At 51.5% G+C, this 23,067-nt stretch carries 18 protein-coding genes; 9 read left to right on the top strand and 9 right to left on the bottom strand.

Translation table 11 applies throughout. The features are described 5' to 3' along the window. Positions 1-281: 281 nt before the first annotated feature. On the bottom strand, positions 282-1,865 hold the full coding sequence (locus tag B0I18_RS18715; RefSeq protein WP_106524275.1) for a T9SS type A sorting domain-containing protein: 1,584 nt from the start codon (positions 1,863-1,865) through the stop codon (positions 282-284). A gap of 307 nt (positions 1,866-2,172) precedes the next feature. Between B0I18_RS18715 and B0I18_RS18710 the strand changes: the two genes are divergently transcribed. Both B0I18_RS18710 and B0I18_RS18705 read left to right on the top strand, forming a co-directional pair. Continuing rightward, positions 2,173-3,252, top strand: coding sequence for a calcium:cation antiporter (locus tag B0I18_RS18710; RefSeq protein WP_106524274.1), 1,080 nt, complete (start codon positions 2,173-2,175; stop codon positions 3,250-3,252). A gap of 256 nt (positions 3,253-3,508) precedes the next feature. Continuing rightward, on the top strand, positions 3,509-4,936 hold the full coding sequence (locus B0I18_RS18705; protein ID WP_181358522.1) for a S41 family peptidase: 1,428 nt from the start codon (positions 3,509-3,511) through the stop codon (positions 4,934-4,936). Positions 4,937-4,978: 42 nt separating this feature from the next. On the opposite strand, the gene B0I18_RS18700 is transcribed toward B0I18_RS18705, so the two are convergent. Genes B0I18_RS18700 through B0I18_RS18690 form a run of 3 tightly spaced genes read right to left on the bottom strand, consistent with a single transcriptional unit; the run spans position 4,979 to position 8,796 of the window. Further along, positions 4,979-6,430, bottom strand: a complete 1,452-nt coding sequence (locus B0I18_RS18700) for a TolC family protein (RefSeq protein WP_106524272.1) — start codon at positions 6,428-6,430, stop codon at positions 4,979-4,981. Positions 6,431-6,440: 10 nt separating this feature from the next. Further along, entirely contained in the window at positions 6,441-7,802 is a 1,362-nt protein-coding gene (locus tag B0I18_RS18695; protein WP_106524271.1) for an HlyD family secretion protein, read from the bottom strand. Beyond that, positions 7,795-8,796, bottom strand: a complete 1,002-nt coding sequence (locus tag B0I18_RS18690) for an ABC transporter transmembrane domain-containing protein (RefSeq protein ID WP_106524270.1) — start codon at positions 8,794-8,796, stop codon at positions 7,795-7,797. Before B0I18_RS18690 ends, B0I18_RS18695 begins: the two co-directional genes overlap by 8 nt. Before the next feature lie 530 nt (positions 8,797-9,326). On the opposite strand from B0I18_RS18690, the gene B0I18_RS18685 reads away from it, so the two are divergent. Both B0I18_RS18685 and B0I18_RS18680 read left to right on the top strand, forming a co-directional pair. Continuing rightward, on the top strand, positions 9,327-10,430 hold the full coding sequence (locus tag B0I18_RS18685; protein WP_106524269.1) for a sensor histidine kinase: 1,104 nt from the start codon (positions 9,327-9,329) through the stop codon (positions 10,428-10,430). Then, entirely contained in the window at positions 10,393-11,160 is a 768-nt protein-coding gene (locus B0I18_RS18680; RefSeq protein WP_106524268.1) for a LytR/AlgR family response regulator transcription factor, read from the top strand. The genes B0I18_RS18685 and B0I18_RS18680 overlap by 38 nt, the downstream gene beginning before the upstream one ends. Before the next feature lie 99 nt (positions 11,161-11,259). Here B0I18_RS18680 and B0I18_RS18675 read toward each other — a convergent pair whose 3' ends face one another. Continuing rightward, positions 11,260-12,093, bottom strand: coding sequence for a hypothetical protein (locus B0I18_RS18675; protein WP_146146807.1), 834 nt, complete (start codon positions 12,091-12,093; stop codon positions 11,260-11,262). A gap of 417 nt (positions 12,094-12,510) precedes the next feature. Here B0I18_RS18675 and B0I18_RS18670 point away from each other — a divergent pair, with 417 nt between their 5' ends. Together B0I18_RS18670 and bla (B0I18_RS18665) are read left to right on the top strand one after the other, a co-directional pair. Continuing rightward, positions 12,511-13,665, top strand: a complete 1,155-nt coding sequence (locus B0I18_RS18670) for a serine hydrolase domain-containing protein (RefSeq protein WP_106524266.1) — start codon at positions 12,511-12,513, stop codon at positions 13,663-13,665. Between the two features lie 35 nt (positions 13,666-13,700). After that, complete coding sequence (gene bla, locus B0I18_RS18665) at positions 13,701-14,459, top strand: subclass B1 metallo-beta-lactamase (RefSeq protein ID WP_106524265.1); 759 nt, start codon at positions 13,701-13,703, stop codon at positions 14,457-14,459. 62 nt (positions 14,460-14,521) lie between these two features. On the opposite strand, the gene bla (B0I18_RS18660) is transcribed toward bla (B0I18_RS18665), so the two are convergent. Beyond that, positions 14,522-15,415: a class A beta-lactamase gene (gene bla / locus B0I18_RS18660; RefSeq protein WP_106524264.1), complete on the bottom strand. Its 894-nt coding sequence runs from the start codon at positions 15,413-15,415 to the stop codon at positions 14,522-14,524. Positions 15,416-15,420: 5 nt separating this feature from the next. Further along, positions 15,421-16,470: a serine hydrolase domain-containing protein gene (locus B0I18_RS18655; protein ID WP_106524263.1), complete on the bottom strand. Its 1,050-nt coding sequence runs from the start codon at positions 16,468-16,470 to the stop codon at positions 15,421-15,423. Between the two features lie 209 nt (positions 16,471-16,679). Between B0I18_RS18655 and B0I18_RS18650 the strand changes: the two genes are divergently transcribed. Continuing rightward, complete coding sequence (locus B0I18_RS18650) at positions 16,680-17,078, top strand: cytidine deaminase family protein (protein WP_106524262.1); 399 nt, start codon at positions 16,680-16,682, stop codon at positions 17,076-17,078. 26 nt (positions 17,079-17,104) lie between these two features. On the opposite strand, the gene B0I18_RS18645 is transcribed toward B0I18_RS18650, so the two are convergent. Then, the gene (locus tag B0I18_RS18645) at positions 17,105-17,857 is read right to left on the bottom strand and encodes a LytR/AlgR family response regulator transcription factor (protein ID WP_106524261.1); all 753 of its coding nucleotides are present in this window, start codon (positions 17,855-17,857) and stop codon (positions 17,105-17,107) included. Then, a complete protein-coding gene (locus tag B0I18_RS18640) occupies positions 17,823-20,810 on the bottom strand; it encodes a sensor histidine kinase (protein WP_106524260.1) in 2,988 nt (995 codons plus the stop codon). The genes B0I18_RS18645 and B0I18_RS18640 overlap by 35 nt, the downstream gene beginning before the upstream one ends. A 186-nt stretch (positions 20,811-20,996) precedes the next feature. Here B0I18_RS18640 and B0I18_RS18635 point away from each other — a divergent pair, with 186 nt between their 5' ends. Further along, the gene (locus B0I18_RS18635) at positions 20,997-21,560 is read left to right on the top strand and encodes a TetR/AcrR family transcriptional regulator (protein WP_106524259.1); all 564 of its coding nucleotides are present in this window, start codon (positions 20,997-20,999) and stop codon (positions 21,558-21,560) included. Between the two features lie 2 nt (positions 21,561-21,562). After that, on the top strand, positions 21,563-23,029 hold the full coding sequence (locus B0I18_RS18630; RefSeq protein WP_106524258.1) for an MFS transporter: 1,467 nt from the start codon (positions 21,563-21,565) through the stop codon (positions 23,027-23,029). Positions 23,030-23,067: the final 38 nt, after the last annotated feature.

Below are 23,067 nucleotides of genomic sequence, written 5' to 3'. Positions count from 1 at the left end.
TTCGGCTCCTGCATGCCGCATCCTGCCTGCTATCCGCTGTTTTAATCTTTAGCTGCAGGGAAGTACTTCGCCCGGAGCTGCAGGAGGTGTTGTATACCCGTTCCCGAAAACCGGAAGGGCTTTTCCTTATCTTTTTTGCTGCAGGGTCGTAAACGAGGGAAAATAAAAAGGGTCGTCCAAATGTTTTAATAGCGCCGGTTTCAGGCCGTTTTTCCCGTTATAGTGGCAGCAATGTGCCGGCGGCCACGTGCCTTATAAGGAAATCATTTTTTGCAGGGAATCTATTTAACGATCACGATCTTTTTAGTGATGCCTGCGCCGTTATACTCGGCCCGTAAGATATAGATACCCGCCTGCCAACTGCCAACGGGCAGGCTCAGGCTATTGCCGGTAACTTTAATACGGGCTTGCATCCCGCCGATACTATTCCAAAGGGTAATCGCACTGTTTGCCGGCAGACCTGTTATATGCAACAGGTCTTTGGCCGGTTGCGGCGATACCCGGAGCGTACTAAACGCGTTGGGGTTGGCAGGCAGTGAACTTGGTGTTGACGTAAAGCTTACACAAGACGTAGTATCGGCGCAACCCCGGGTGCCGGTAATTAAGGCATACTGCCCGGCCTGGCCGGGGGCAAAGGTTTTGGTGGTAGCACCCGGTATAAGGCTATTGCCGTTGGCGCAATCGACCCACTGGTAGGTATCCGCGTCCCGTGCCGACTTTAAGGTGTCCTGCAGGGTCACGATGGTATTGCCCCGCGTGATGATGGTGAGCTTCAGGCTGATGGCCGAATCGCAACCCTGTGCGCTGACCATATGTACCTTCGCCGTATCATTGCTTGCCGTATACAATACATTATTGATCCAGCGGAACGAGTCGCAGGCAACGACACTGTCCGTAACAAACGAGTTGCAGGTAGATACCATAAGTTTAGCCCCTGCGCCCTGGTAGGCCACGCCTACATAAGTATGGTTGCCATAGGCCGTGCCATACCATTGCCGGTCGGCCGGTGTCGTGTGCTGGGTCCAGTTGATGCCGTCGGTACTGCTGATTGACCGGTCGTCCGGGTTGCCATATGATGCCACGGCCATAAACCGGCCGTTGCTGTACGTAATATTTCTCCAGCTGTTATAAGGGAAATTGTACTGGGTCCAGTTGATGCCATCGGTACTGCGCATAATATTGCCGGAAGCAACGGCTACAAAGGTGCCGCTGCCATAGGCTACGGAGTTCCAGTTGGATGGATTGCTGGCATTAGCCATGGTCCAGTTGATAGCGTCGGGGCTGGTCATTACCTTGCTGCCTACGGCAGAAGCCGAAACGGCTACGAACAAACCGTTGCCATAGGTTACTGCGGTCCAGTAGTAGGCGGCAGCAGAGCTGCGCGCAGTCCAGGTAATACCATCGGTGCTGGTCATTACCTGTGTAGGCGGCAGTCCGTAGGGCGATACAGCGACAAAGATGCCATTGGCAAAGGTTACACAATTCCAGTTATTGGTTACGGGTGTATTGCGTAAGGTCCAGTTGACGCCGTCCGGGCTGGTCATTACCTGTTTGCTGCTGCCCGATGTGGATACTGCAACAAACAAACCATTGCCATACGTTATAGAGGTCCAGGCTTCCATATACGCTTCGCCGGGTAAGGGGTGTACGGTCCAGTTGAAGCCGTCGGGGCTGGTCATGGCGGCTTTCAGGGTATCGCCGCTTGAGCCTACGGCTACAAACTGGCCGTTGGCATAAGTGATGGCCGACCATTTACCGTCTACGGGTTCGGTTACGGGTGCCCAGTTAACCTGGGCAAAAGTGCCCTGGGATAAGAGCAGGATACCGAATAAGACAGGTAGCCATGCTAAGTAAATTCTTTTCATGAATAGGTTTGGATAATAAGGTAAGTGATAAATGTAAAAATACTACATTTATGTTGCTTTCAGGTTGCTCAAAGGATGTTTATGTTGAAGCGATCCTGTATGATCTTGTCTGCGGTGGCATATGGGTATATAGGCTGGGGGAGAGGTTAAAGTAAATTAAGATATTGCGGGTAACGTAGCGCAGGACAACTTTATTGCCGGTATGGCGTTTTACAGAGGGGGTAATTTGCAGCGTTTATAATCCTAAGGCCATCGCCATCAATCCGTCGACTCTTTATTTTTTGTTCTTTAAAAAGCATGTATACCTATGAAGCTGAAGTTTCCTATCCCGCTCTGGTTGCTCCTTACACCGGCTATAAGCTGGCTGGCTATTGCGCTGCTTCCCGCTAATACTGCCTGGTTTATCGTACTGTTTTTATCCCTGGCGCTGATTACTTCGGTCATGGCTTCGGTTCATCTCGCAGAGATCATTGCGCACCGCGTAGGCGAACCTTTCGGGACGCTGATCCTGGCCCTTGCAGTCACTATTATAGAGTTATCGCTGATCGTCTCGCTCATGTCTTCCGGCGGACCGCAAACCCAAACCCTGGCCAGGGATACTATTTTTGCAGCGAATATGATCCTGTTGACCGGGATTATCGGGCTCAGCATCCTGCTGGGTGCGCTGAAGTACCACGAACAGGAAATTACCAAACATTCCGCAACATCGGCCCTTGTGGCCCTGATTTCGATATTGATACTGACCCTGGTATTGCCCAATTATACCGTGAGCGTCAACGGCCCGGAATACAATAGTGTACAGCTGATCTTTATCGCGATTATATGCGTCATTATCTATCTCGCTTTTGTTTTTGTACAATCAATCCGTCACCGCGATTATTTTTTACCCGATACTGAAAGCAATGAAAGCGATCATGCCGACCCGCCCTCCAACAAGACCGCCCTGCTCAGCCTGGTCGTGTTGCTCGCCTGCCTGGGTGCTGTCGTATTGCTGGCTAAATCTTTATCGCCGACCATAGAAGCGGGCGTACAGCGGATAGGCGCTCCCCAATCGCTGGTGGGTGTGATCATCGCTATGATCATACTCCTGCCGGAAGGTATTGCAGCGATACAGGCAGCCAGGAAAAACCGGCTGCAAACCAGTATGAACCTGGCGCTTGGCTCGGCCCTGGCCAGTACCGGCCTTACTATCCCGGCCGTAGCGGTGTTCTCCCTGTTTAGCAATACTACTGTCGTGCTGGGTATCAGTACCGCTTCTGCAGTATTATTGATGTTGTCGGTATTTATCGTGATGCTGTCGCTGGTAACGGGCAAGACGAATATCCTTTACGGCATCGTGTTGCTTACGATATTTATAACCTATCTTTTTACCAGTATTGTACCCTGAGTATTGCAGGTTAAATATGTATTCCCTAAAACAGGCAGCGCATAGCTGCCTGTTTTTTGTAGACGAAACCAGGATTGCAGCAGGCGGGTAGCCTTAGGTAAAAGCGGCGTTAGCTCGTGGAAAATTCCTATATTGACCCGCGAATACCAGGGCGGTATCTGCGAAACGATAGCGCTTGGTTGTCTTCAACATAAAAATAGTCGCCTTTTATTATAAACCTTGTTTTATCCTGATGCCTGTTCCTGTTTTACGCCCTATGCCGGCAGTACTTTTGAAATGCCTGTTGCTCTGTTTGCTGGTTTCCTGCTTTTGTATATCATATGCCGCAGGCACGGATACCGTCGAATCCGAAAAACACTACAGCAAGCAGGAACTCATAACCGACGTCAACACGCTAACCGCCTATCTTTCGGAAGTGCATCCCGATATGTATCATAATGTAAGCCCTAAGGACTATGAACGGTTGAAGCGGAAGACGATAGCCGCGCTCCGAGACGGGATGACGCTGCAGGAGGCCTGGTTGCAGTTGGGCCCGCTCCTTGGTGTATTGAACGAAGGCCATAGCTATCTCGATTTTCCTGCTGCTGCGGTGGCGCAGATAAAGGCGGCACCGGGCGCTATTTTCCCTATAACGCTGCAATCGTTTGATGGCAAATACTTCGTAGCAGGCGCTGATGTGTCTGTCGAAGGGCAGCTGTTACCGGGAGACCTTATTGCCAGCATCAATCACATCCCTGCGCCGCAACTGGTCGATAAGTTAAGCGCGCACCAGGGAGGACTCCAGTCCTGGCGTGCATTGGATGTATGCCGGGAGATGATCGGCTACCTCTATGTGTACCAGGTGCGCAGCCCCTTCCATATCGTTTACCTCCGGGACGGTATACAGCACGAAACCACGGTGAACGGACTGTCTTTTGAAACGTACAGGGCGCGGAGGAAAGAAAAGGCTGGAAATATACCGGTAGCCAGTCCAAGGCCAAACCAGGCTTTCCGCTTTCTCGATACAGCCAATGCATACCTCGAACTCAATACCCTGACACAGTCACCTGACTCGTTCCGGCTTTTCCTGGATAGTGTATTTACACGATTGCAGCAGCAGCCGGTTCGCAAGTTGATCGTGGACATCCGCAAAAACGGTGGTGGTAATTCTGAATTGGGTGAAATCCTGCTGGGGTATTTGACCGGTAAGCCTTTCCGGATAGCGGGTGGCGTAAAATGGAAAGTGAGCCAAACGTATAAGGATGTGCTGAAGGCAAGGCAGGAGGGCAATAGCGATCAGGAAGACGGTTTTTATTTTAATCAGAAAAATGGTACCGTCATTACCATGGGCACGGATACGCCCAAAGCGCCAGGGGCGCAGCCGCTGCGCTTTACCGGAAAGGTCGTCGTGCTGATCGGTACCCATACCTTTTCCAGCGCCAATATGCTGGCCAATGCCATCGGGGATTATCACCTGGCTACCCTGATGGGGCAGCCCACCGGCGAACCTGCCAACGATTATGGCGAAATTATTCAACTCGAATTACCGAATACGAAACTGGGATTCACTACGGCTACCAAACAATTTATACGTGCCAATGGCGATGCCCGGAGTACATTACCCGTGATGCCCGATATCACCGTAGCAGACGATCCTGCCACGCCCGGAGATGAGGTATTAGAGGCGGCCATGCAGTTGAAATAACTTTCTATATACCTTTTGATGCGGGACCTAGGCCTGCGGGTGTTATTCTACCCAACGGGTACCGGCTTTATAATAGAGCTCTGCCAGTTTTTTCTGGTAGTTCGCGGTAAGCTCTATGTATTTCATCTTCATATCGAGCAATTTGCTCTCACGGCTGTTGATCAGGAACAGCGTGCTTTCCCCGAGATCGAATTTTTGTTGTTCGGCGGTCAGCAGGGCCTGCTGGTTTCGGATGCTGTATTGCTGGATACCCAGTTGGGATTCGTAGGCCTGCAGGGCATTAAAGGCCGTATAGATACCGGTGCGTATCTGCCGGTCGGCATCCTGCAATCCCAGTTTTACGGCTTCCAGCTTGGCCTTGGTTTCGGAAAGTTTGGCCCGCTCTGCTCTTAAAAATAAGGGCAATGCAAAATCGATCCCTACTTTATAATTACGCAGGGCAAAGTCGTATGCCCCAGGCACGGTAGTGCCAAAGTCCGTACGGCGGCTCAGCAGGCTGCCGCTCAGGTTGAGCTTGGGTTTCAGCATTTCGGCCCGGTAGCGTTGCTCGATCTGCAACTCCTCCTGTTTGCTTCTTGATTTTACCAGTTCGGGATGGGCCGCTACTGCCAGGGTCAGTAAGGAGTCGAGCACTGTGGTTGCCGGGCGTGCCAGGTCGCGCACGGAATAAGGACGTGCTTTTTCCGGTAGTTCCAGGGGTTGCCCCTGGTCGTTCCATAAATGATTAGACAGGATCAGCCTGGTATTGGCGAGGTCTACAGCAGTCTTGGCCAGTTGTTGTTGCCGGTCCTGCAGGGTAATGATCGCTTCTACGGTATCGATGGCGGGTTTGTCGCCCAGGTAGCTCTGGTTGCGCAGGGCGTCGAAGCGGGTCTGCGCCAGCTTTACGCCTTCTTCCACCAGCTGGTATTGCGTCCAGGCATGATACCAGCTCCAGTAGTCCTGTACAGCGCTTAGCCATACGGATATGATCTCTTTGACCCGTGCTCCTTCTGCACACCTGGCCATAGCCTGCGCCTGGCGCAGCACACGCCTGCGTTCGTCGATCAGCAGTCCCTGGCCCAGGGGTATATTGATGCCTACGGCGCTAAGCCCGGTATTGCCGGTATAGTGTTCGGGGTTCAGGTATTCGCCCGTCATACGGTCGTAGCCTACTTTAAGGTCGGTGCCGCCCAGCCATACGGGTATCTTCAGTTCGCTCGTCCATTTGTTATAGTATTCGGTAGTGCCAAACTCCTTGCGGTCGAAGCCCGCCTTAAGCACGGGATCGAACTTGCCGCGTGCGGCCTGTACCTGCATACGGGCGCGGGTGCTGAGCAGGTCGGCCTGCTTCAGCATGGGGTTGTATTGGAACATCAGGTCTTCCAGGTCCGTAATACTGAAGGTTTGCGCGGTATCATTACCGGCAGGCTCCTGCGCCTGTGCATATATCGGGGATGTGCTGCCTGTCAGCCACAGGGTAAACAGCAGCGCCCATCCGGTTAGTTTTTTCATCAATCGGTAATTACTTTTTATCCTTATCACCTTGCGGCTCTTTTTCCAGGCTTGGCGGGAAGCCGTTTAACTGTCGCCATATTTCATACCATAGCGGTACCGAACGCAGGATGACGCGGCCATAAACGCCCGATCCCTGCCGGAGCTGGCGCGGCCATGGCGAGTCGTTGGAGGGCGTAGGCAAGGTTTGTCTTACCAGTACGCGGTATTTGCCATTGGCGCTGGCTACCCGGTCTATCGACGCGATCTTGCCGGAAAAGGTGCCTACGGCTACCGAGGGCCAACCGGAAAACTGGATAGAAGGCCAGCCTTCGAACTGGAGGCGCACATCGCTCGTGTCCAGGATCAGCGGTACATCCATGGCATCCACATAAACTTCTACGGCTACCAGGGGTTCGCGTGGTTGCAGTATGGCTACGGCTTCGCCTTCTTTTATATTTTCACCTACACCCGCTTTCAGGGTCTTTACCACGAAGCCGTCCTGCGGGGCCCGGACCACATAATGGCTGCGGCGTACATCGATGTTCGAGATCTCGTTGCGCAGTTTGGCGATCTCGCCCTGTACACTGGCTTTGCCCGACAGGGCCGAACCCAGGTCGGACTGGGTTTTGGCCAGGGTTTCCTGGTATTTGGCCCGGATATTGTCCAGCTCGATCTGTGCATTCAGCAGGTTCTGTTGTGCGGTGCTCAGCTTATTCTGCTGGCTGATCACTTTGGCATAGTCTTCCTGTAGCTTCAGGCGCCTGCTTTCGATATCCGTAAGGGAAAACAGGCCGTTCTTATAACCCTCTTCATAACGGGCTATACGGGCCTTGCTGATATCGTAAAACTTTTCGATGGCAATCAGGTCTGCGCTGTCGCTGCGTACGTAGTTGCGGGCCTGCAACACCTTATTGGTGGCTGCGTTCAGCTGGAGTTGCAAACCGGTACTGAGCGCCCTGATCTGTGCCTGGGTCGCATCGATCTTCTGGCCTGCCGCCACTTCACTGCTTTGTTTCGCTTCCAATTGTTCGGCCAGCCGCGCGGGCAGGTCTTCGTCGAAGTACGACTGGCTGGTTTCCGACAGCACCAATATGGTATCGCCTTTTTTTACTTCCTGTCCTTCCGATACGGCCCAGTGCTCGATACGGCCACCGATCTGGTTTTGCACGGTTTGCGGACGGTCCTCGGGACGCAGCGCCGTTACGGTACCCTTACCCGGTATGGTTTGCCGCCAGGGGATGAACAGAATAATGACAAACAACACCAGCAGGATCATGGTAATGCGACCCAGCTTGCGTTGCGGATGTATTTTGAGTAGCTGCCCCTGCGAACGGGTCGCCATTTCTTCCCAGGGTTGTTTGCAGGGCAGGGGACTGTGTTCGTTATTCATGGGTAGCAGGGGTTTCAAGTTCAAGATCGGTTACCACGGCTACTTTTTCACTACCGGTAACCATATCAAATACGGTATTCAGGGAGGTCAGGAATTTTTCAACGGCATAACTGATCTGTACGATAATAACCTCGGCGGCCACAAACTGGCCGAGGCTCATTTGCCGTTGTACCACGAAAAGAGAACCGCCCAAAAGCAGGCCGGCCGTAAGGATCACGCGCAGTACCAGCGAACCGGTGAAAAAACGGCGTAATATCCAGAAGTGCTGGTTACGGGCGCGCAGGTAATTCGCGTTGATCGCATCCACCTGCCGGATCACTTCGTTGCGGGCATTTTCGTTGTTGCGGTATTTTTCCAGGTCGCCCGCTACACTCTCCAGGTGCGCTACCAGCTCGTATTTATGCTCCGACTCTTCGATACTTGTCGTAAGACCGGGACGGTACCAGAGGACAATCATGAGCACGATGGCCATAATGGTGAGCAGGCCGAAGCCGATAAAGACCGGGTGGTAAAACGATAAGAGGATAGCGCTGAAAACGATCTGTACCGCGGCGGCTACGATATCGACCAGGAGTTTGGTCAGGCCTTTCTGGATGGTAAGGATATCGAAAAAACGGTTGACCAGTTCGGGCGGGTTCTCGCCTTGCAGGGCCTGCTTGCGGATACGGGGTAATTTATAGGCAAACTCTAATGCGGCTTTGACGAAAATACGCTGCTCTACGGCTTCCACCAGGGTCAGTTGCCCGATGAGCAACACACCGCCGATGATGATACCGATAATAACGACACCGATCAATAGGTAGGTGGAGCTATACATAGCGCCATTGGACAAAAGATTAAATACCGCGGTAGTACCCAGGGGCAGGGTGAGGCCGATAAGCCCGATAAAAATGGCATAAATATAGATGTAATTAATAATGGTACGCTCCGAATGAAGCATCCTGATGAGGCGTTGCCAGGGTGTGGGCGCAGCCGGGTTGTTGTTTTTACCCATAAGAGGTGGGTGTTACTGTTGTTTAGCGTTATTAATAAAACTGTTACGAAATACAGCGATCGCCGCAAACCTAAAAGCACGGTATTAAAAAACGGTTAGAAACCGGGCTGCAGCAGCCGGTAACGCAAGATGTAAATAGCGGAAATGTATACTGGTAGCGGGATGCAGGCAATAGTTAAAAAAATCGTTAATAAACAATGCCCTGTTCTTTACACCCACCGGCAAGCCAGGCGCCTTGTCCGGCAAGGCATTGCCGTACTTTTTTATGATAGAACATTTTTATGTGTTAGGCTTTAGGCCGCTCCCGGCGCTTATTATAGCTGTTTGTTGCGTTATTGAATGCATGGATAAATCCCCTTGCTTTTGATTATTCCGGGAAATTGCCGGACATTTGCGCTCCCGGTTGTGTCGCCTGCGTTTACTTGCCTTAATTCGTCTTACGAACTTTTTTTTCTTTTATTTTTTATCTCCTATATATGCTACTGTCTTAAAAACAGCAGGACTGCGTCAGTTGTAAAACAGGTAATACCATGAAAAGAACATCAGCGAAATATATAGCCATGGCCGCGTTCACATTCCTGGGCTCCTATGCTATATTGTTTGTGGTGCTCCCGTTGTCCTACTGGCGCGACTACCGGCAGTTACCTGCGGCGAACATCGCTACCGATGTGGTGATCGATTTGTTGTTTTCCGTCGTCATGCTGGAGTTAAGTTTCTATATCGACCGGGTATTGAACAGGCGTATACCCTGGACGGCGCGCCCGCTCAAACGCCTGCTGATGCAGACCTTGTTCCAGGTGCTGGGTGTTTTGTCCCTGGTGGTTTGCCTGGCCATGATCTATTTGCTCGTTTTTGGGGTACAGCAGCATCCCTATCCTTATATCGGCCTGCGGCAGGTATCGTATATCCTTATCGCCATGATGTTGTGGGCTTTGATGATCAGTACGCTGAACACCGGTAATTTTTTATTGAAGAACTGGAAAACAGCTACCCTCAAGGCCGCCGAACTGGAAGTAAAGGCGGCCCGGAATAAGCAATGGGCGGCGGAAGCGGAATTGCAGGCCCTCAAACTGCAGATCGATCCTCACTTTGTATTCAACAACCTGAGCGTACTTTCCGAACTTATTGTGAAGGATCCGCAACTGGGTTACGACTATTCTGAAAGCCTTGCCCGGGTTTACCGTTATCTATTAAGCAATTCAAAAAAGAAACTGATATCCCTGCGCGAAGAACTGCGCTTTCTCGATGCCTACCGTTTCCTGGTCAGTCACCGCATGGGGAGCGGTTGTGTTTTCCGGGTTGATATCGAAGCTTCCAAACTGGACCTGTTTATACCGCCGGTAACCTTGCAATTGCTGATTGAAAATGCAATAAAATACAACCGGACCGAAAAGGAAGCGCCGCTCGTGATCAGCCTGTATACTACCGGTAACGATGAACTGGTGGTGTCGAATACCTTATTACCTTTGATCCGGGAACAGGCGTCTACAGGACTGGGCTTAAAAAATATAACCGCCCGTTATGCCTTATTGGGCGACCGGGTGCCGGTGATCGAACAAACCGGCGAAACCTTTACTATCAAAGTACCGTTGATCCATGAGTGCGATAAAGAAGATACTGATCCTGGAAGATGAGCAGCTCAATGCGGAGCGCCTGCAGCGCCTGCTGCTTAAAATAAGGCCGGGTATTATGGTCCTTGCCGTATTGCCCAGTGTTAAGAAGGCTGTGGAGTGGTTGGAAGACAATGCGCCTCCCGACCTGGTTATGATGGATATCCGGCTGGCCGATGGCGAGAGCTTCGAGATCTTTAACCTGGCGGAGGTATCCTGCCCGGTTATCTTTACCACGGCTTACGATGAATATGCCTTAAAGGCATTTAAGTATAACAGTATCGATTACCTGTTGAAGCCGGTAGAGGAGCGGGAACTGGAAGCCGCAGTCCTTAAACTGGAACAGGCCATCCGGCCTGCTGTGCAGCAGCAGTTACGGATCGAGGAATTACTGGACCAGATCCGGCCCAGGGAGTACCGGAAACGCTTCCTGCTGGCCTATCGCGATGCCTACCAGAAGATCAACGTGGAGGACATCGCTTATTTCTATTCGCATCTGACCATTACCCATGCGCAGCTTACCGACGGCAGGCAGGTAGTGGTACCGCAAACGCTCGAAACGCTGGAGCAGGAGCTCGATCCGGGCAATTTCTTCCGGGTGAACCGCCAATATATCCTGCATGTAAATGCCATCGAAAAGGTGCATAATTTCTTCAATGGTAAATTAAAGCTCGAAGTAAAACACAGCAACGACCCCGATATTATCGTGAGCCGTACAAAAGCCTCCCAGTTTAAAAGCTGGCTGGGTTACTGAGCGCCATCGCCTATAAAAAAAATGGGGTCCCTGTACAACTCAGGAACCCCTTACCCCGTGTTTGCATAGCCGGCCTCCCGGCTACACCCCAGTCACCGGTTACTTTTTGGAGTAGTTGGCGTACTCCGTTATCGTTTGCACATTTACATCCTGGCCCATAAACTTAGCCTCGATATTCAGGCGCTGGTTGGCCGGGAAGTAACGGCCCGCTTGTTCATTCCTTATGTAATGTTGCACCAGTTCAAACTTATCCGCATTGAGGATCTTTATCTTCAATGGTTTTTCGTTGATCACCTGTATTTGTTCTACTTGTTTATTGGCCGTATTGATGGTCATATAAGTCCTGCAGTCTTTCATAAACGCCGCATCTTTGGGCACTGATGCCGGATCTGCTTTATAACTGATCACCAGTTTTCCCGCCGACTCTTTTTCAACCCGGTAGCTGGCATCGTCGGCGGCATTGCCGGCTGCTCCTTTACCCTGGTCCTTCCGGAAGGTGGCCACCTCTGAGCGGGTAGGGGCTTTGCCGTTCACTGTCGATACGCTCCATTGTTCCTCTTTGGGCGCCGAAGGGTCGAACCGGGCTGCGATAACGGTTTCCTTACCGGCAGCGCTTGTTTTCTGCGTAAGATCGAAGGCATAATCATCCGGCTGCTGAAAGCTTTTGGGATCGAGGACACTGATATCGATACCATGCCTGGAAAGGGCTTCGGCTGCTACCGACTTCTGAGCTGCGGCGTACTGTGTGCCGGCAAAAGTCAGTAAGAGCGCCGGTACTACACGCAGGGTCATTCCTTTTATCCTGCTGCCTGCTTTCCGGGCCTTGTTGCCGGAAGTGTTTCCGGTCCTGCTTGCTGTTCCTGTAGCCTGCGTTGTCGCTTTGCCTGATCTGAATGGTAAAACCCGCTGTCTCATGGTGCTTGTTTGTTTCATTTTTCGATGTTTAATTACTTTGATCCTGCAAAACTATACACGCTCAGGAGGCCCCCAGGGGGCTTTCCGGGTGAGTTGACAAAAATTGTCCTTGAATGGTCGGTTCGCCCGGTTGAATTGATCAGGCGGTGGCGCGGCAACCCGCAGGCCCTGCTTCCGGGCGATGGCGATCGCTCAACCTGATCATCACGATGATATTCGTTGTTTGTATTTGGTTAAATTAAATACGTTTCCGGGCGCAATTTTTAAAGCTGACCCGCAGTTAGAAGAGAACCCCGGTAAGCCTGGGATAATTGCTGGGCAAGGAGTGTAGCCGATGGCAGGATCGTTGAGGAAGGAAACGATACAGCCGCTCAACAGGAAGGAATACCCTGCGCTTTAACCTTAAACCGTCACTAAACCGACACCGTTTTTAATATGAAAAACAACCTGTTTGCCTGCCTGCTCCTGCTCTCGTTTGTTACCCGGCCTATGTCAATGGACGCCCGGGAGGCGCCCGGCGGTGGTAAGAAACATGCGCAACCTGCGCTTAACCTTTTTCCTGATCCTGCTGCTTATGATCCCGGTATAAGCCTGCAGGGCAGCCTGAAAGACAGCCTGGACCAGGTGGTTCGACAGTTGTTTGCTGCAACGGGTATGCCCGGTATAACCGCTGCTATGCTGATTCCCGGCAAGGGATTATGGGAAACCGATACTGGGTTTATAGCAAAACCCGCGCAAAAAAAGGTGGATACGCAAACCGTGTTCTACTGGGCCAGCACCGCTAAAATGCTTACTGCTACGGTTATCGACCAATTGGTGCAGGAACAAAAACTGCAGTACGACAGCAAGCTGTCGTTGTGGTATCCGGACTTACAGGACGCCAAACGCATTACGGTCCGGCAACTGCTGGAACATACCAGCGGCATGTACAGCTTTAATAACGATCCCAAAGTTTTTGCGATTGAAAAATATTATACACCGGATGAACTGATCGCCTTGTCTGCAGCGCAACCTAACCTTTTTGCCCCAGGGAAATACTGGTCTTACAGCAATACGAATTACCTGCTGCTGGCGCTTATCGCCGAAAAGATCGAAGGAAAAACATTCGGACAGATCGTACAGGAAAGGATAGCCGGTCCTTTACACCTGTCTTCCTTAAAGGTGCTCAGCCCGGGGGAGCGGCCCGGTAACCTGGCCCTGGCCCACCAGGACGGCCAGGTTATAAAGGAAGATCATTCCGTACCGCTTGGCGCGGGTAACGTAGTAGCCAATGCCCGGGATATGGTGGTGTTTTTGAATGCGCTGCTCACAGGCAAACTGCTCCCGGTGGCAACGGTGCACGGGCGGTTAAGGAATCTCTATGCCATGCCCGACGCGGGTACCTGGTATGGCTCGGGCCTTATGTTGTATGATTTTAACGAAATTAACCAGGTCAATGATCTGTGGATCGGGCATTCCGGCGGCACGCAGACCTACCGCGCACTGATCATCTACGATACGGCTGCTAAAACTTTCATAGCTTTGGCCATCAACCAGCATGTGTCGGTAGAGGCGGTAGCCAGGAAATTGCTGTCCCTGGTCAGGCTCTGAGGACTGCTGCCCCGGTCTTAAAAAAAACAACATTCATGAATATCATCCTGAAAACCCTGCTGGTCCTGTTATGCGCTTCGACCGTCGTGGATTGCAGCGCCCGGAAAAAAGATAAATTCAAAGCCGAAGTAGTGTACAAGTCCCGTTACCTGGTCATATCGAAGGTTTCGGCGCATGCTTTCGAACATACCTCTTACCTGCAAACGCAGGACTATGGCAAGGTGCCTTGCAATGGTCTGGTGGTGATCCATAACCAGGAGGCCATTGTTTTCGACACGCCTACCGATGATACCGGCTCCCTGGAGTTGATCAACTGGATCACGAAAAAGCAGCATGCTAAGGTGAATGCGGTGATCCCGACCCATTTCCATAACGATTGCCTGGGTGGGCTCAAAGCGTTCGACGATCACCATATTCCTTCGTATGCCTATATCAAAACCATCGAGCTGGCGAAGGCCAATCACTATGTGGTGCCCCAAAATGGTTTCAGCGACTCGCTGGCTTTAACGGTAGGCGGGGAGCGCATTACGGCAAAGTTCTTCGGCGAGGGGCATACCCGCGATAATGTAGTGGGTTATTTCCCGGCGGAGCATGTTATGTTCGGTGGCTGCCTGGTAAAGGAGCTCGATGCCACTAAAGGTTACCTGGGCGATGCCAATGTAGCCGACTGGTCCGGTACGGTTGAGCGGGTAAAAAAAGCATATCCCGATGTAAAGATCATTATACCCGGGCATGGCGATTATGGCAACCAGGCCCTGCTGGATTATACCATCAACTTATTCCGCAAACCCTGAGCCATAAGGGCATGTTTCCTGCCGTGTTACAGGATACAATATAGTAGTGCTGTTCAGGACCGTCAGTGTTTCACAGCTTGTTGTTGCCGGTAAAAATCGTAGGTAGTTTTTGCAATATCGGCAATGATCGTTTCGGTATCGTCGAAGCTTTCGTACGTATCGCGTATCAATACGGCGATCACGATCCTTTTGCCGCCGGGCAATTCGATAATGCCGAAACTATTGATTGCGCCCGTCATACCGGCATCATTCGTAAACGAAGTGCCGCTCCGGTGTGCCACCTTTACCGTCGGCGGCAGTTTTCCTTTTAACCGTTTCAGACCGGTTTTATTACCGAGCATGGCTTTGTAAAGCCAGCGGGTATGTTTTTTATGCAATAGCTTGCCCTGCTGGAACTGGTTCAGCAGTTGCGCTGCCCTGGCAGGACTGATCCTGTTTACGAACTGGGCATCCCAATTGGCATGCATCTCCTCTTCGTTGTTCCTGATCACGAAGTCGTTGCCGCCTATAAACTGCTGTACCGGCGTAGTGCCGCCGATCAGCCGCAACAGGATATCGGTAATATTGTTATCGCTGTAACACATCATCCAGGTAAGGGCATCTGCCAGCGTAATAGCGATATCGCCTTTAGGATACTTTTCTTTGAACGGGCTCCAGGTATCGTCCAGCAATTCTTCCTTCCTGATAAAGATCTGTTGGTTTAAGCTGAGCTTGCCTTGTTCTACCTGGTGCAGCACGGTTAATGCAACGGGAAATTTAAAGGTACTCAGCATCGGGTACAAGGGCGCTGCATGGATCATGACTTGGTCGCCGGGTGCGGGCCCTATGATCGCGATGCCGATCTCTGCTTTTTTACCGGCCGTTATTTGCCCGATCTGTTGCTCCAATGCTGTGTTTTGCGCCCGGAGGCTCATTGCGCCTAAGGCCATGCAGCAGGTAATCAATATGTTTTTCATCTGTTTTATGGTAAAAGGCCGGATGTTATAACAAGCGTTCTTACTGCCTGCTCGAAATAATAGGCGATGCTGAAGTCTTCATGGGCCTGGTTTTCCAGGACGATCACGCTGGTCTTGCTATCCGGATAGTACAGGTTAACGGCCGTATACCCGGCAACCGGGTGGAAGCCGGTATGGCCGATCTCGCGGATGGGCGCTTTATCATTAATGCGCAAGCCGTAGCCATAACCAATGGGCTGATCGCCAAACAGCGGATGTGCGGCCGTGATGGAATAGGTCGTCATCAGCTTATAGGTGGCGGGTTGCAGTAACCTGCCCTGGTGCAGTTGTTCGTTCCAGCTGGCCAGGTCCATGGCCGTTACGATCAGGTGACTGCCGGGGCATAAGGCCGGGTCGAAGGGTATTTTTTCCTGTTGCGTTATACTGCCATCGGCATGCAGGGTATGTCCTTTCTTCAGGAAATGTTGTGTAGCCGGCCTGGGGTAATAACTGTGGGTCATGCCGCATCTTTTAAACAGGGCATTGACCAGGTCGCCATAAGTTTTATGGCTTTGCCGTTCCAGTATCCTGCCCAGGAGCGAATAGCCGATATTGGAATAGTTGAAGCCGCTGCCCGGGCGGAATTTCAAGGGTTTGTCCAGGTCGTCGCTGTCCAGTCCCGAGCTGTTATTCAGCAGCTGATGTACGGTTATCGTATCGGCCCAGCTGTACGGCAGGTCCGGCAGGTATTTGCGGATGGGGCTGTGCAGGTCCACGGTGCCTTTTTCAACCTGCTGCAATACCAGGGTGGCGGTGATCTGTTTTGCAATGGACATGGTCGAAAAACCATCGGTAACGCGGAGTGGTGTTTTACGCTTAAAGTCAGCATAACCGCTGGCTTTGGCATAGATCGTTTGCCCGTTCTGCCGTATATAAACGACACCGTTAAAGCCGCGCGGACTTTTGACCCGCAGCAGGCTGTCGATTTGCGGGGCAAGGTCATCTTTTGACCGTGCGCCGGATGGGATGGCCCATAATACGAGGGCCAGCAAAAGGGTGGAGAAGAGCGATTTCATGGTTGGTTTTTTTACAGGCTGGGGTATACTGCCCTGTACGCCGGCAAAGATAAGCAGGTCACCATCGGGTGACTTGTTAATCTTTTATTGCGCTTCCCGGGGGCAGCCCGGATAAATTACAAATTTGGATAACGGTTTTCTTTCCCCGAAATTGTATACGGGTATAGTGATTTCCGGGCATGCCCGGCTTAATTTAAACAGCATACGCCATGAACCGGGACTTAAAGAAAATAGCACAACAATGGGTGCGGCCTACCGCGCTTAATAACTTTGTAGGATATGGCGATGTGGCTGCGGCCATTGAAACCATAGCCGGTAACATATACACGGGCATCAGTATCGATACCGCCTGCTCCATGGGCTTCTGTGCCGAACATGGCGCCGTGGCCGATATGCTTAAACATAACGAGTACCGGGTAAAGGCGTTTGTAGCGGTAGACAAGGCAGGTAATGCCGTACCGCCATGCGGCCGCTGCCGCGAGCTCATCAGCCAGTTGGCCGGGGAGAACCGCGACGCCCGGGTAGAGGTCGCCAATGGCGTATTTGTAAGCCTGGGCGAGTTATTGCCCTACGACTGGAAGGCGCAGCAGCAGCCGGGTGCAGTATAAAGTGGAGCGCATTGCGCGTCTCCCTTTTATCCGAACCAATCCATGATATCGCCTTTGCGCCGCGAGGAAACTTCGATCATCTCATTATTGCTCAGCGTCAGGTAGCCGCCTGAAATTTTACCCTTGGTAAAGGCCACGACATACCGGCTATTGATCAGATGTTTGTTGTGCACCCTTAAAAAACCGCGGTTTTTTAAGTCGGCCTCGTAGTCGCCCAGTTTACGGGTCGATAAGGTGCTTTTACTATTTGCGAAGTACAGCCGGGTATAATTCCCGGCGGCCTCGCAGCGGATGAGCTCATCGGCCTCGATCAGCAAGAAACCGTTGGCCGAAGGCACCCGTACTTTCCGGTTGTACAGGCTTTTTTGAATATCCTGTAACAGGTTGATCGCGGGTACTTCGGGCTGCTCTTTCTTTTTGAGCGCATGATTGACCGCGGTTATAAATTCACTTTCATCTACCGGTTTGAGGATATAGTCCAGGACCTCGTTTTTAATGGCTTTGATGGCGTAGTGTTCGTGCGCCGTAATTAGGATCACCTGTCCGCTCCATTTCGTTAAGGAAGCAAGCAGGTCGAATGCCGTACCGTCGGGCATTTCAACATCCAGGAATACGATTTCCGGCGCCTGCCGGTGGACGAGGTCAATGCCTTCTGTTATATTTTCTGCCTGTCCCAGTAAGGTTATGCCTGGGAAGAACCGCTGCAGGAGGAATGCGATCATATTCCTGCTGTCGCTTTCATCGTCAATGATAACTGCGCTGCTGTTGGTATTGTTCATGAGTGATAGGTTTAAATGTTATGTGTATAATGGCGCCTGATGTTTCGGGATCCGGGCCGGGGGCGTTGCCCAGCGCTACCCTGATATCCGTATTAAACAAATCGTTGTAGGTCGTAGCCCTGGTAGCCGAAAGGCGTATACCCATGGCGTCTTGTGTACTGGTGTTCGAAAACCCTGACCCGTTGTCGCGTATGCTTATATCGATCGTTCCCTCCCGCTTCCGGATCGTTATCCATACCTTACCGCCGCTTTCCCTGTGCGCTATGCCGTGTTTCAGCGCATTTTCGACATAAGGTTGCAACAGCATTGCGGGTATTAATGTGTTCCCCGTTATATCCACTTCAAAAAAGTAATCGAGTTTATCCTTGAACCGGAGTTTTTCCAGTTGAAGATAATTGGTAAGATAGCCGATCTCTTCTTCGACCGTTACGAATGTTCTCCTGGAATGCTGCATAGTGGTACGGATCAGCCGGGCAAACAGGCTGAGGTATTGCTCGGTAAGCTGGTACGAGCCGGTATAATTCAGGTATTTGATCGAGTTGAGGCAATTGTAGATGAAGTGTGGATTTATCTGTGCTTTAATGGCTTCCAGCTCCAGTTCTGCAAGGCGCTTTTTCTGTTGCAGACTCTCTATCCTTTTTCTTTCCCCGCGTTTCAATACGAGGCGGAAAAGGAAAAGCAGGACCAGTATGGCGAGCAACGTAAGGCCGGACAAGAAGAGCGGCGTTTGCCAGAATGCGCTTCCGATGCGGAAACGAAGGATGCGCGGCTGGCTGTTGATGCCCTTGGCCGAAGTAGCATACACCGTTAGCCGGTAATCGCCAGGGGGTAGTTTTACAAACCTGATCTCGGGATTTGCCGTGGTTTCCCAGTTGTTCTGCAGGGGCGATAACTTATAGTGGTATTGTATATTCCCGAAGCTTTCGAACGAGATGGCGCTGAGCCGGAATTGCAGGTTGTTTTGCTCCGGTTGGAGGGACAGGAAACTATCCGGTTCGAAAAAGGTGGTGGTATCGGCCAGCATCTTGTCGATATAAACACTGGGCCGGGCGGGAGGGGTATTGCCCGGTTTAAGCGGTATTACACCCAGTCCCTGGGTGGTTGCGATATAAGCGGTGTCTTTAAAAACATAGATGCCGGTTACATTGTTGGAAGGCAGGCCATCATAAAAGGTATAGACGCTTTGACGGATCACATGCCAGTGCTTATCGAAAGTAAGCGAGAAGGCGCCTTTGTTGGTAGCGGCCCAATACGTGACGCTGTCCTGTTTATAGAGCGACCTTATGTTATCCGGGACCTCATTGCCGGCTATCTTTACGTTTTGTATGACCCGGCCGCCATCTGCCGCCAGGAACAAGCCCTGTGCATTGGTGCTTACCAGGGCCGTATTATCACCGGTGGCCAGGATACCGGTAATACAGGTTTCCGCCAGGGCCGCATTTTCCGATTTCCGCGCAGGGGTGCTACCGCTGTCCTTTATGCACAGCCCGGTAGGTGTCCCGATCAGGATATTGCCGCCGGAAAGTACCGCTACAGCGGTAGCCCTCCCGGTAAACAACTGGCGTTGTGTTCGATGGTTCAGGTCCACTTCCTGGACACCGACAATGTTGGCGACATAAATTTTATCCTGGTACAGGCATAGGTCTTTATATACTTTCCCTGATAAGGGAAACTCGCGGATCCGGGGCGTCCGGGCATCGGCAATACAAATGCCCCGGTCGAAAAAAATAAAGCGATAGCTGTCGAGTGGCATTATTTTCCGTGTGCCTTCAATGAGCAATTGGGTAGACTGCGTTTTGCGTACAACGGACCCCCGGACAAATTGCAGGGCTCCGCTCCGGTAATGGCTCATACATATGATACCGTTATTGCCGGATATGGATTGCGGGATCTCCCGGTCCTGGAACCGGTCCACCCAAATTGCATTTTTAAAATGCGGGTACGATAGAAAATATAAGGCATTATCCGGTGAAGAAAACCAGACATTATTGCTTTGGTCTACAAACACACTGTTGATGATCGCTGATTCGAGAAAGGTAATGAAGGACGATGCATTACCTTGCATTTTGCTGATATCGCCATAATATCTTATGCCTTTTTTCTCGTGCTGTTTTACCCATAGACCGTTGTTCCTGTCGATAAAGGCATCGGGCGGCAGTTCCTGCCGGCTATAGTGCATCTGGATGCGCCGTAGCAATTTCAGTTGTACAGAGCCGGGGGTATAAGCATAGATTTGCAGCCATTGTTGTACAGGTCTGTAGGTAACGATATACCTGGTGCTGCTACCGGCGCCGATAACGATTTCACCTACGATTTTTTTTCCGCTGCTATCGGTCAGTAGTGTGTATTTTTTTGAGTCGAGGTCAAATTCCGCCAGTTCTTCCTTGTTGGGGGTAATGTATATTGTATGGCCGATAAAGTGCCGGTTGATTACCTGCATAAAGTTGAAGACTTTCGGTTCATGGGTATACCGGCTAACCTGGTTATTCTTAAAGCTGGCCAGTTTATCCGTGGCAGCATCGTTGCCCAGCCACCACGTACCCGTGGCGCCGTCCAGTACGCAACGGTTTCTTTGCATGCGTATTTTGCTGAGTTGCGGATCGGTGCCGTTGGCATACCATTGACCATGTTGCCTGTAGCTTACCGGATTGGCCAGGGGGAGTAAAAGTATGCGGCCGTTACCCACCGGGAGACAATGTAGTATTTCCGCATCCTTGCCTGAATTAGCGGGTTGGGCCGCCTCGAACCGGTTGCCGTCGAACCGTAACCCGCCGTTATCGGTACCCAGCCATATATATCCTTTTTCGTCCTGGTTAATGGCATAACCCCGCGATGCCGTGTATCCATCAAGCTGGGTGTACTTCCTTATGCCCGGGTTTTGTGCACTGCAAAAGTCGGCGATGATAAGGACGGTCAACAGGCATATCAGTCGTTGCAGGTTGGAGCGGTTCATGCAGGTTATTGGCTTAAATAATAGAAGTTTAGGTCTTAACGTAAAAGCAAGATACTTTATGTTCGTAAATATATTTTGTTTTCCACTATGCCCATTCCCTGTTCATGCATAGTTCGTTTAGGGTATAAAAAAAATAGATAGGCAATAAATAGACAGACTTGTCTATTTGTTGCCTATCTTTGTCCCATGAAGGAAAGAGGACAAGCCGTTATTGACAAAATACTCGATACTGCAGAGCGTCTTTTTTATGCTCAGGGTTATTGTAATACGGGCATTAACCAGGTAATCGAAGAGGCCGATATTGCCAAAGCCTCCCTGTACAAACACTTTGAAACGAAAGCCGACCTGCTGGTGGCTTACATAGCACGTACCCACGAACGCTGGCAGAGCCGGCTCGATGCTGCAGTGGCTAAGGCGCCCGATCCCAAAGGCAAGCTGCTGGCCCTGTTCGACTACCACATAGAACGCCAGGAGATCCGGCAGTTTGGCGGCTGCCCTTTTATAAAAGCCAACGACGAAGCCGGCGTGCTGGAGCCACGCGTGCTGGCAGGTATACAAGCCAACAAACAGCGGAGTAAAGACTTTATCGGCGCCCTGGTGGCCGGCTCCGGTCACCGGAAACTGGTATCGGACAAGGAACTTACGGAGATGATCTTCTTTATGCTGGAGGGATCGATCGTATCGGCCTCCGTGTTTAAACGGGCTGCCGAAATAAAATCTGCCAGGAAAATTATTCAAAAACTGATATAAGCATGAAAGAGATCAAGAACAAATGGCTGGAGCTGGTAATCGTACTCTCGGCGCCTTTGCTTTCCGTAATCGATGTATTCATTATCAATGTAGCCATCCCTTCGATCAAAAAAGGGGTACATGCCACCGATGCCGAGATCCAGCTGGTTATTGCCGGTTACCTGTTGGGCTACGCCGCCTTCCTGATTACCGGAGGCAGGGCTGGCGATCATTTCGGTCGTAAAAAGGTATTTTTCTGGGGCATGTTTGCCTTTACCGTCGCATCCTGTTTATGCGGCCTGTCTACCTCGGCTTTCCAGCTTAATATAACCCGGTTCTTCCAGGGGCTCAGCGCGTCGTTTATGGTACCGCAGACGATAGCATTTATACAGGTATTGTTTACCGATACCCGGGAGCGGGCAAAGGCATTCGGACTGTATGGCATTACGCTCGGCGTGGCCGCAGCCATAGGCCAGTTGCTGGGTGGTTACCTTTCTGATACGCACTGGGCCATAGCCGGTTGGCGGCTCATTTTCTTTATCAACCTGCCTATCGGTATCCTTACTCTTTGGGCTACGCAGCGGTATGTAACCGAGATCAGGAAACACCAGGCCACGAAGTTCGATTACACCGGCACGCTGATTCTTACCCTGGGTCTTTTTAGTCTTATCTACCCGCTTATCCAGGGACGCGAAGCGGGATGGCCTTTGTGGAGCATTGCGCTGATCGTACTGTCCGCGGGTATCTTCTGGTTATTTATCCGCAACCAGCAACAGAAGCTTGAGCGGGGTGGCAATCCGCTGATCGATGTAAGGCTGTTTGCGATTAAGGATTTTAATATCGGGCTGGTTGCAGTGCTGTTCCATTTTATGTTGCATACGGCCTATCTCTTGCTGAGTGCGGTATACCTGCAAAACGGCATGGGCGTCTCTGCCCTGGACTGCGGCTTATACTTCCTGGCGCCGGGTGTGCTATTCGTGTTTTCTTCGCTGGCGGCATCGCGGCTCATTATCCGGTTTGGCAAGCGCGTGCTGCAGGTGGGCGTAGTATTGCTGGCCATCGCCTTTTCGCTGCAGATGGCGCTCTGGAAGCCCGGTACAGACAGCTGGCTGATTATACTGCTGACGGGTATATGGGGGTTTGGCAATGGCCTGGTATTGCCATCCTTATTAAACATTGCGCTTAAAAATGTACCGGCCCAATATGCAGGCGCCGCAGCCGGTATCTACTCTACCTTTCAGCAAACGGCATCTGCATTGGGCATCAGCATTATCGGCGGCGTATTTTTCTACTCTGCCAAAAATGGCTGGCAGGCTGCCTACCAGGCCGGTGTAACGGGTTTGCTGATCTGTGTGGCCGGTGTGGCGCTGATGCTGTTCCTGTTGCCCGATCCGAAGACGGCGAAACGGAAATCGCTGCCACAGGAGCCTGGTAAGGATAAGGGCGCTGTGGAGCAGGAAGCGGCAACGCAATACATTGCAGCGGAGTAGTATAGCAGTTATGGCCTGCCGGATAATGGCAAACGCAG

The sequence above is a fragment of the Taibaiella chishuiensis genome (assembly GCF_003014535.1).
Classification (GTDB): domain Bacteria; phylum Bacteroidota; class Bacteroidia; order Chitinophagales; family Chitinophagaceae; genus Taibaiella; species Taibaiella chishuiensis.
Note: the sequence above shows the minus strand (reverse complement) of the source record. Positions and strands in the feature narration are given on the sequence as shown.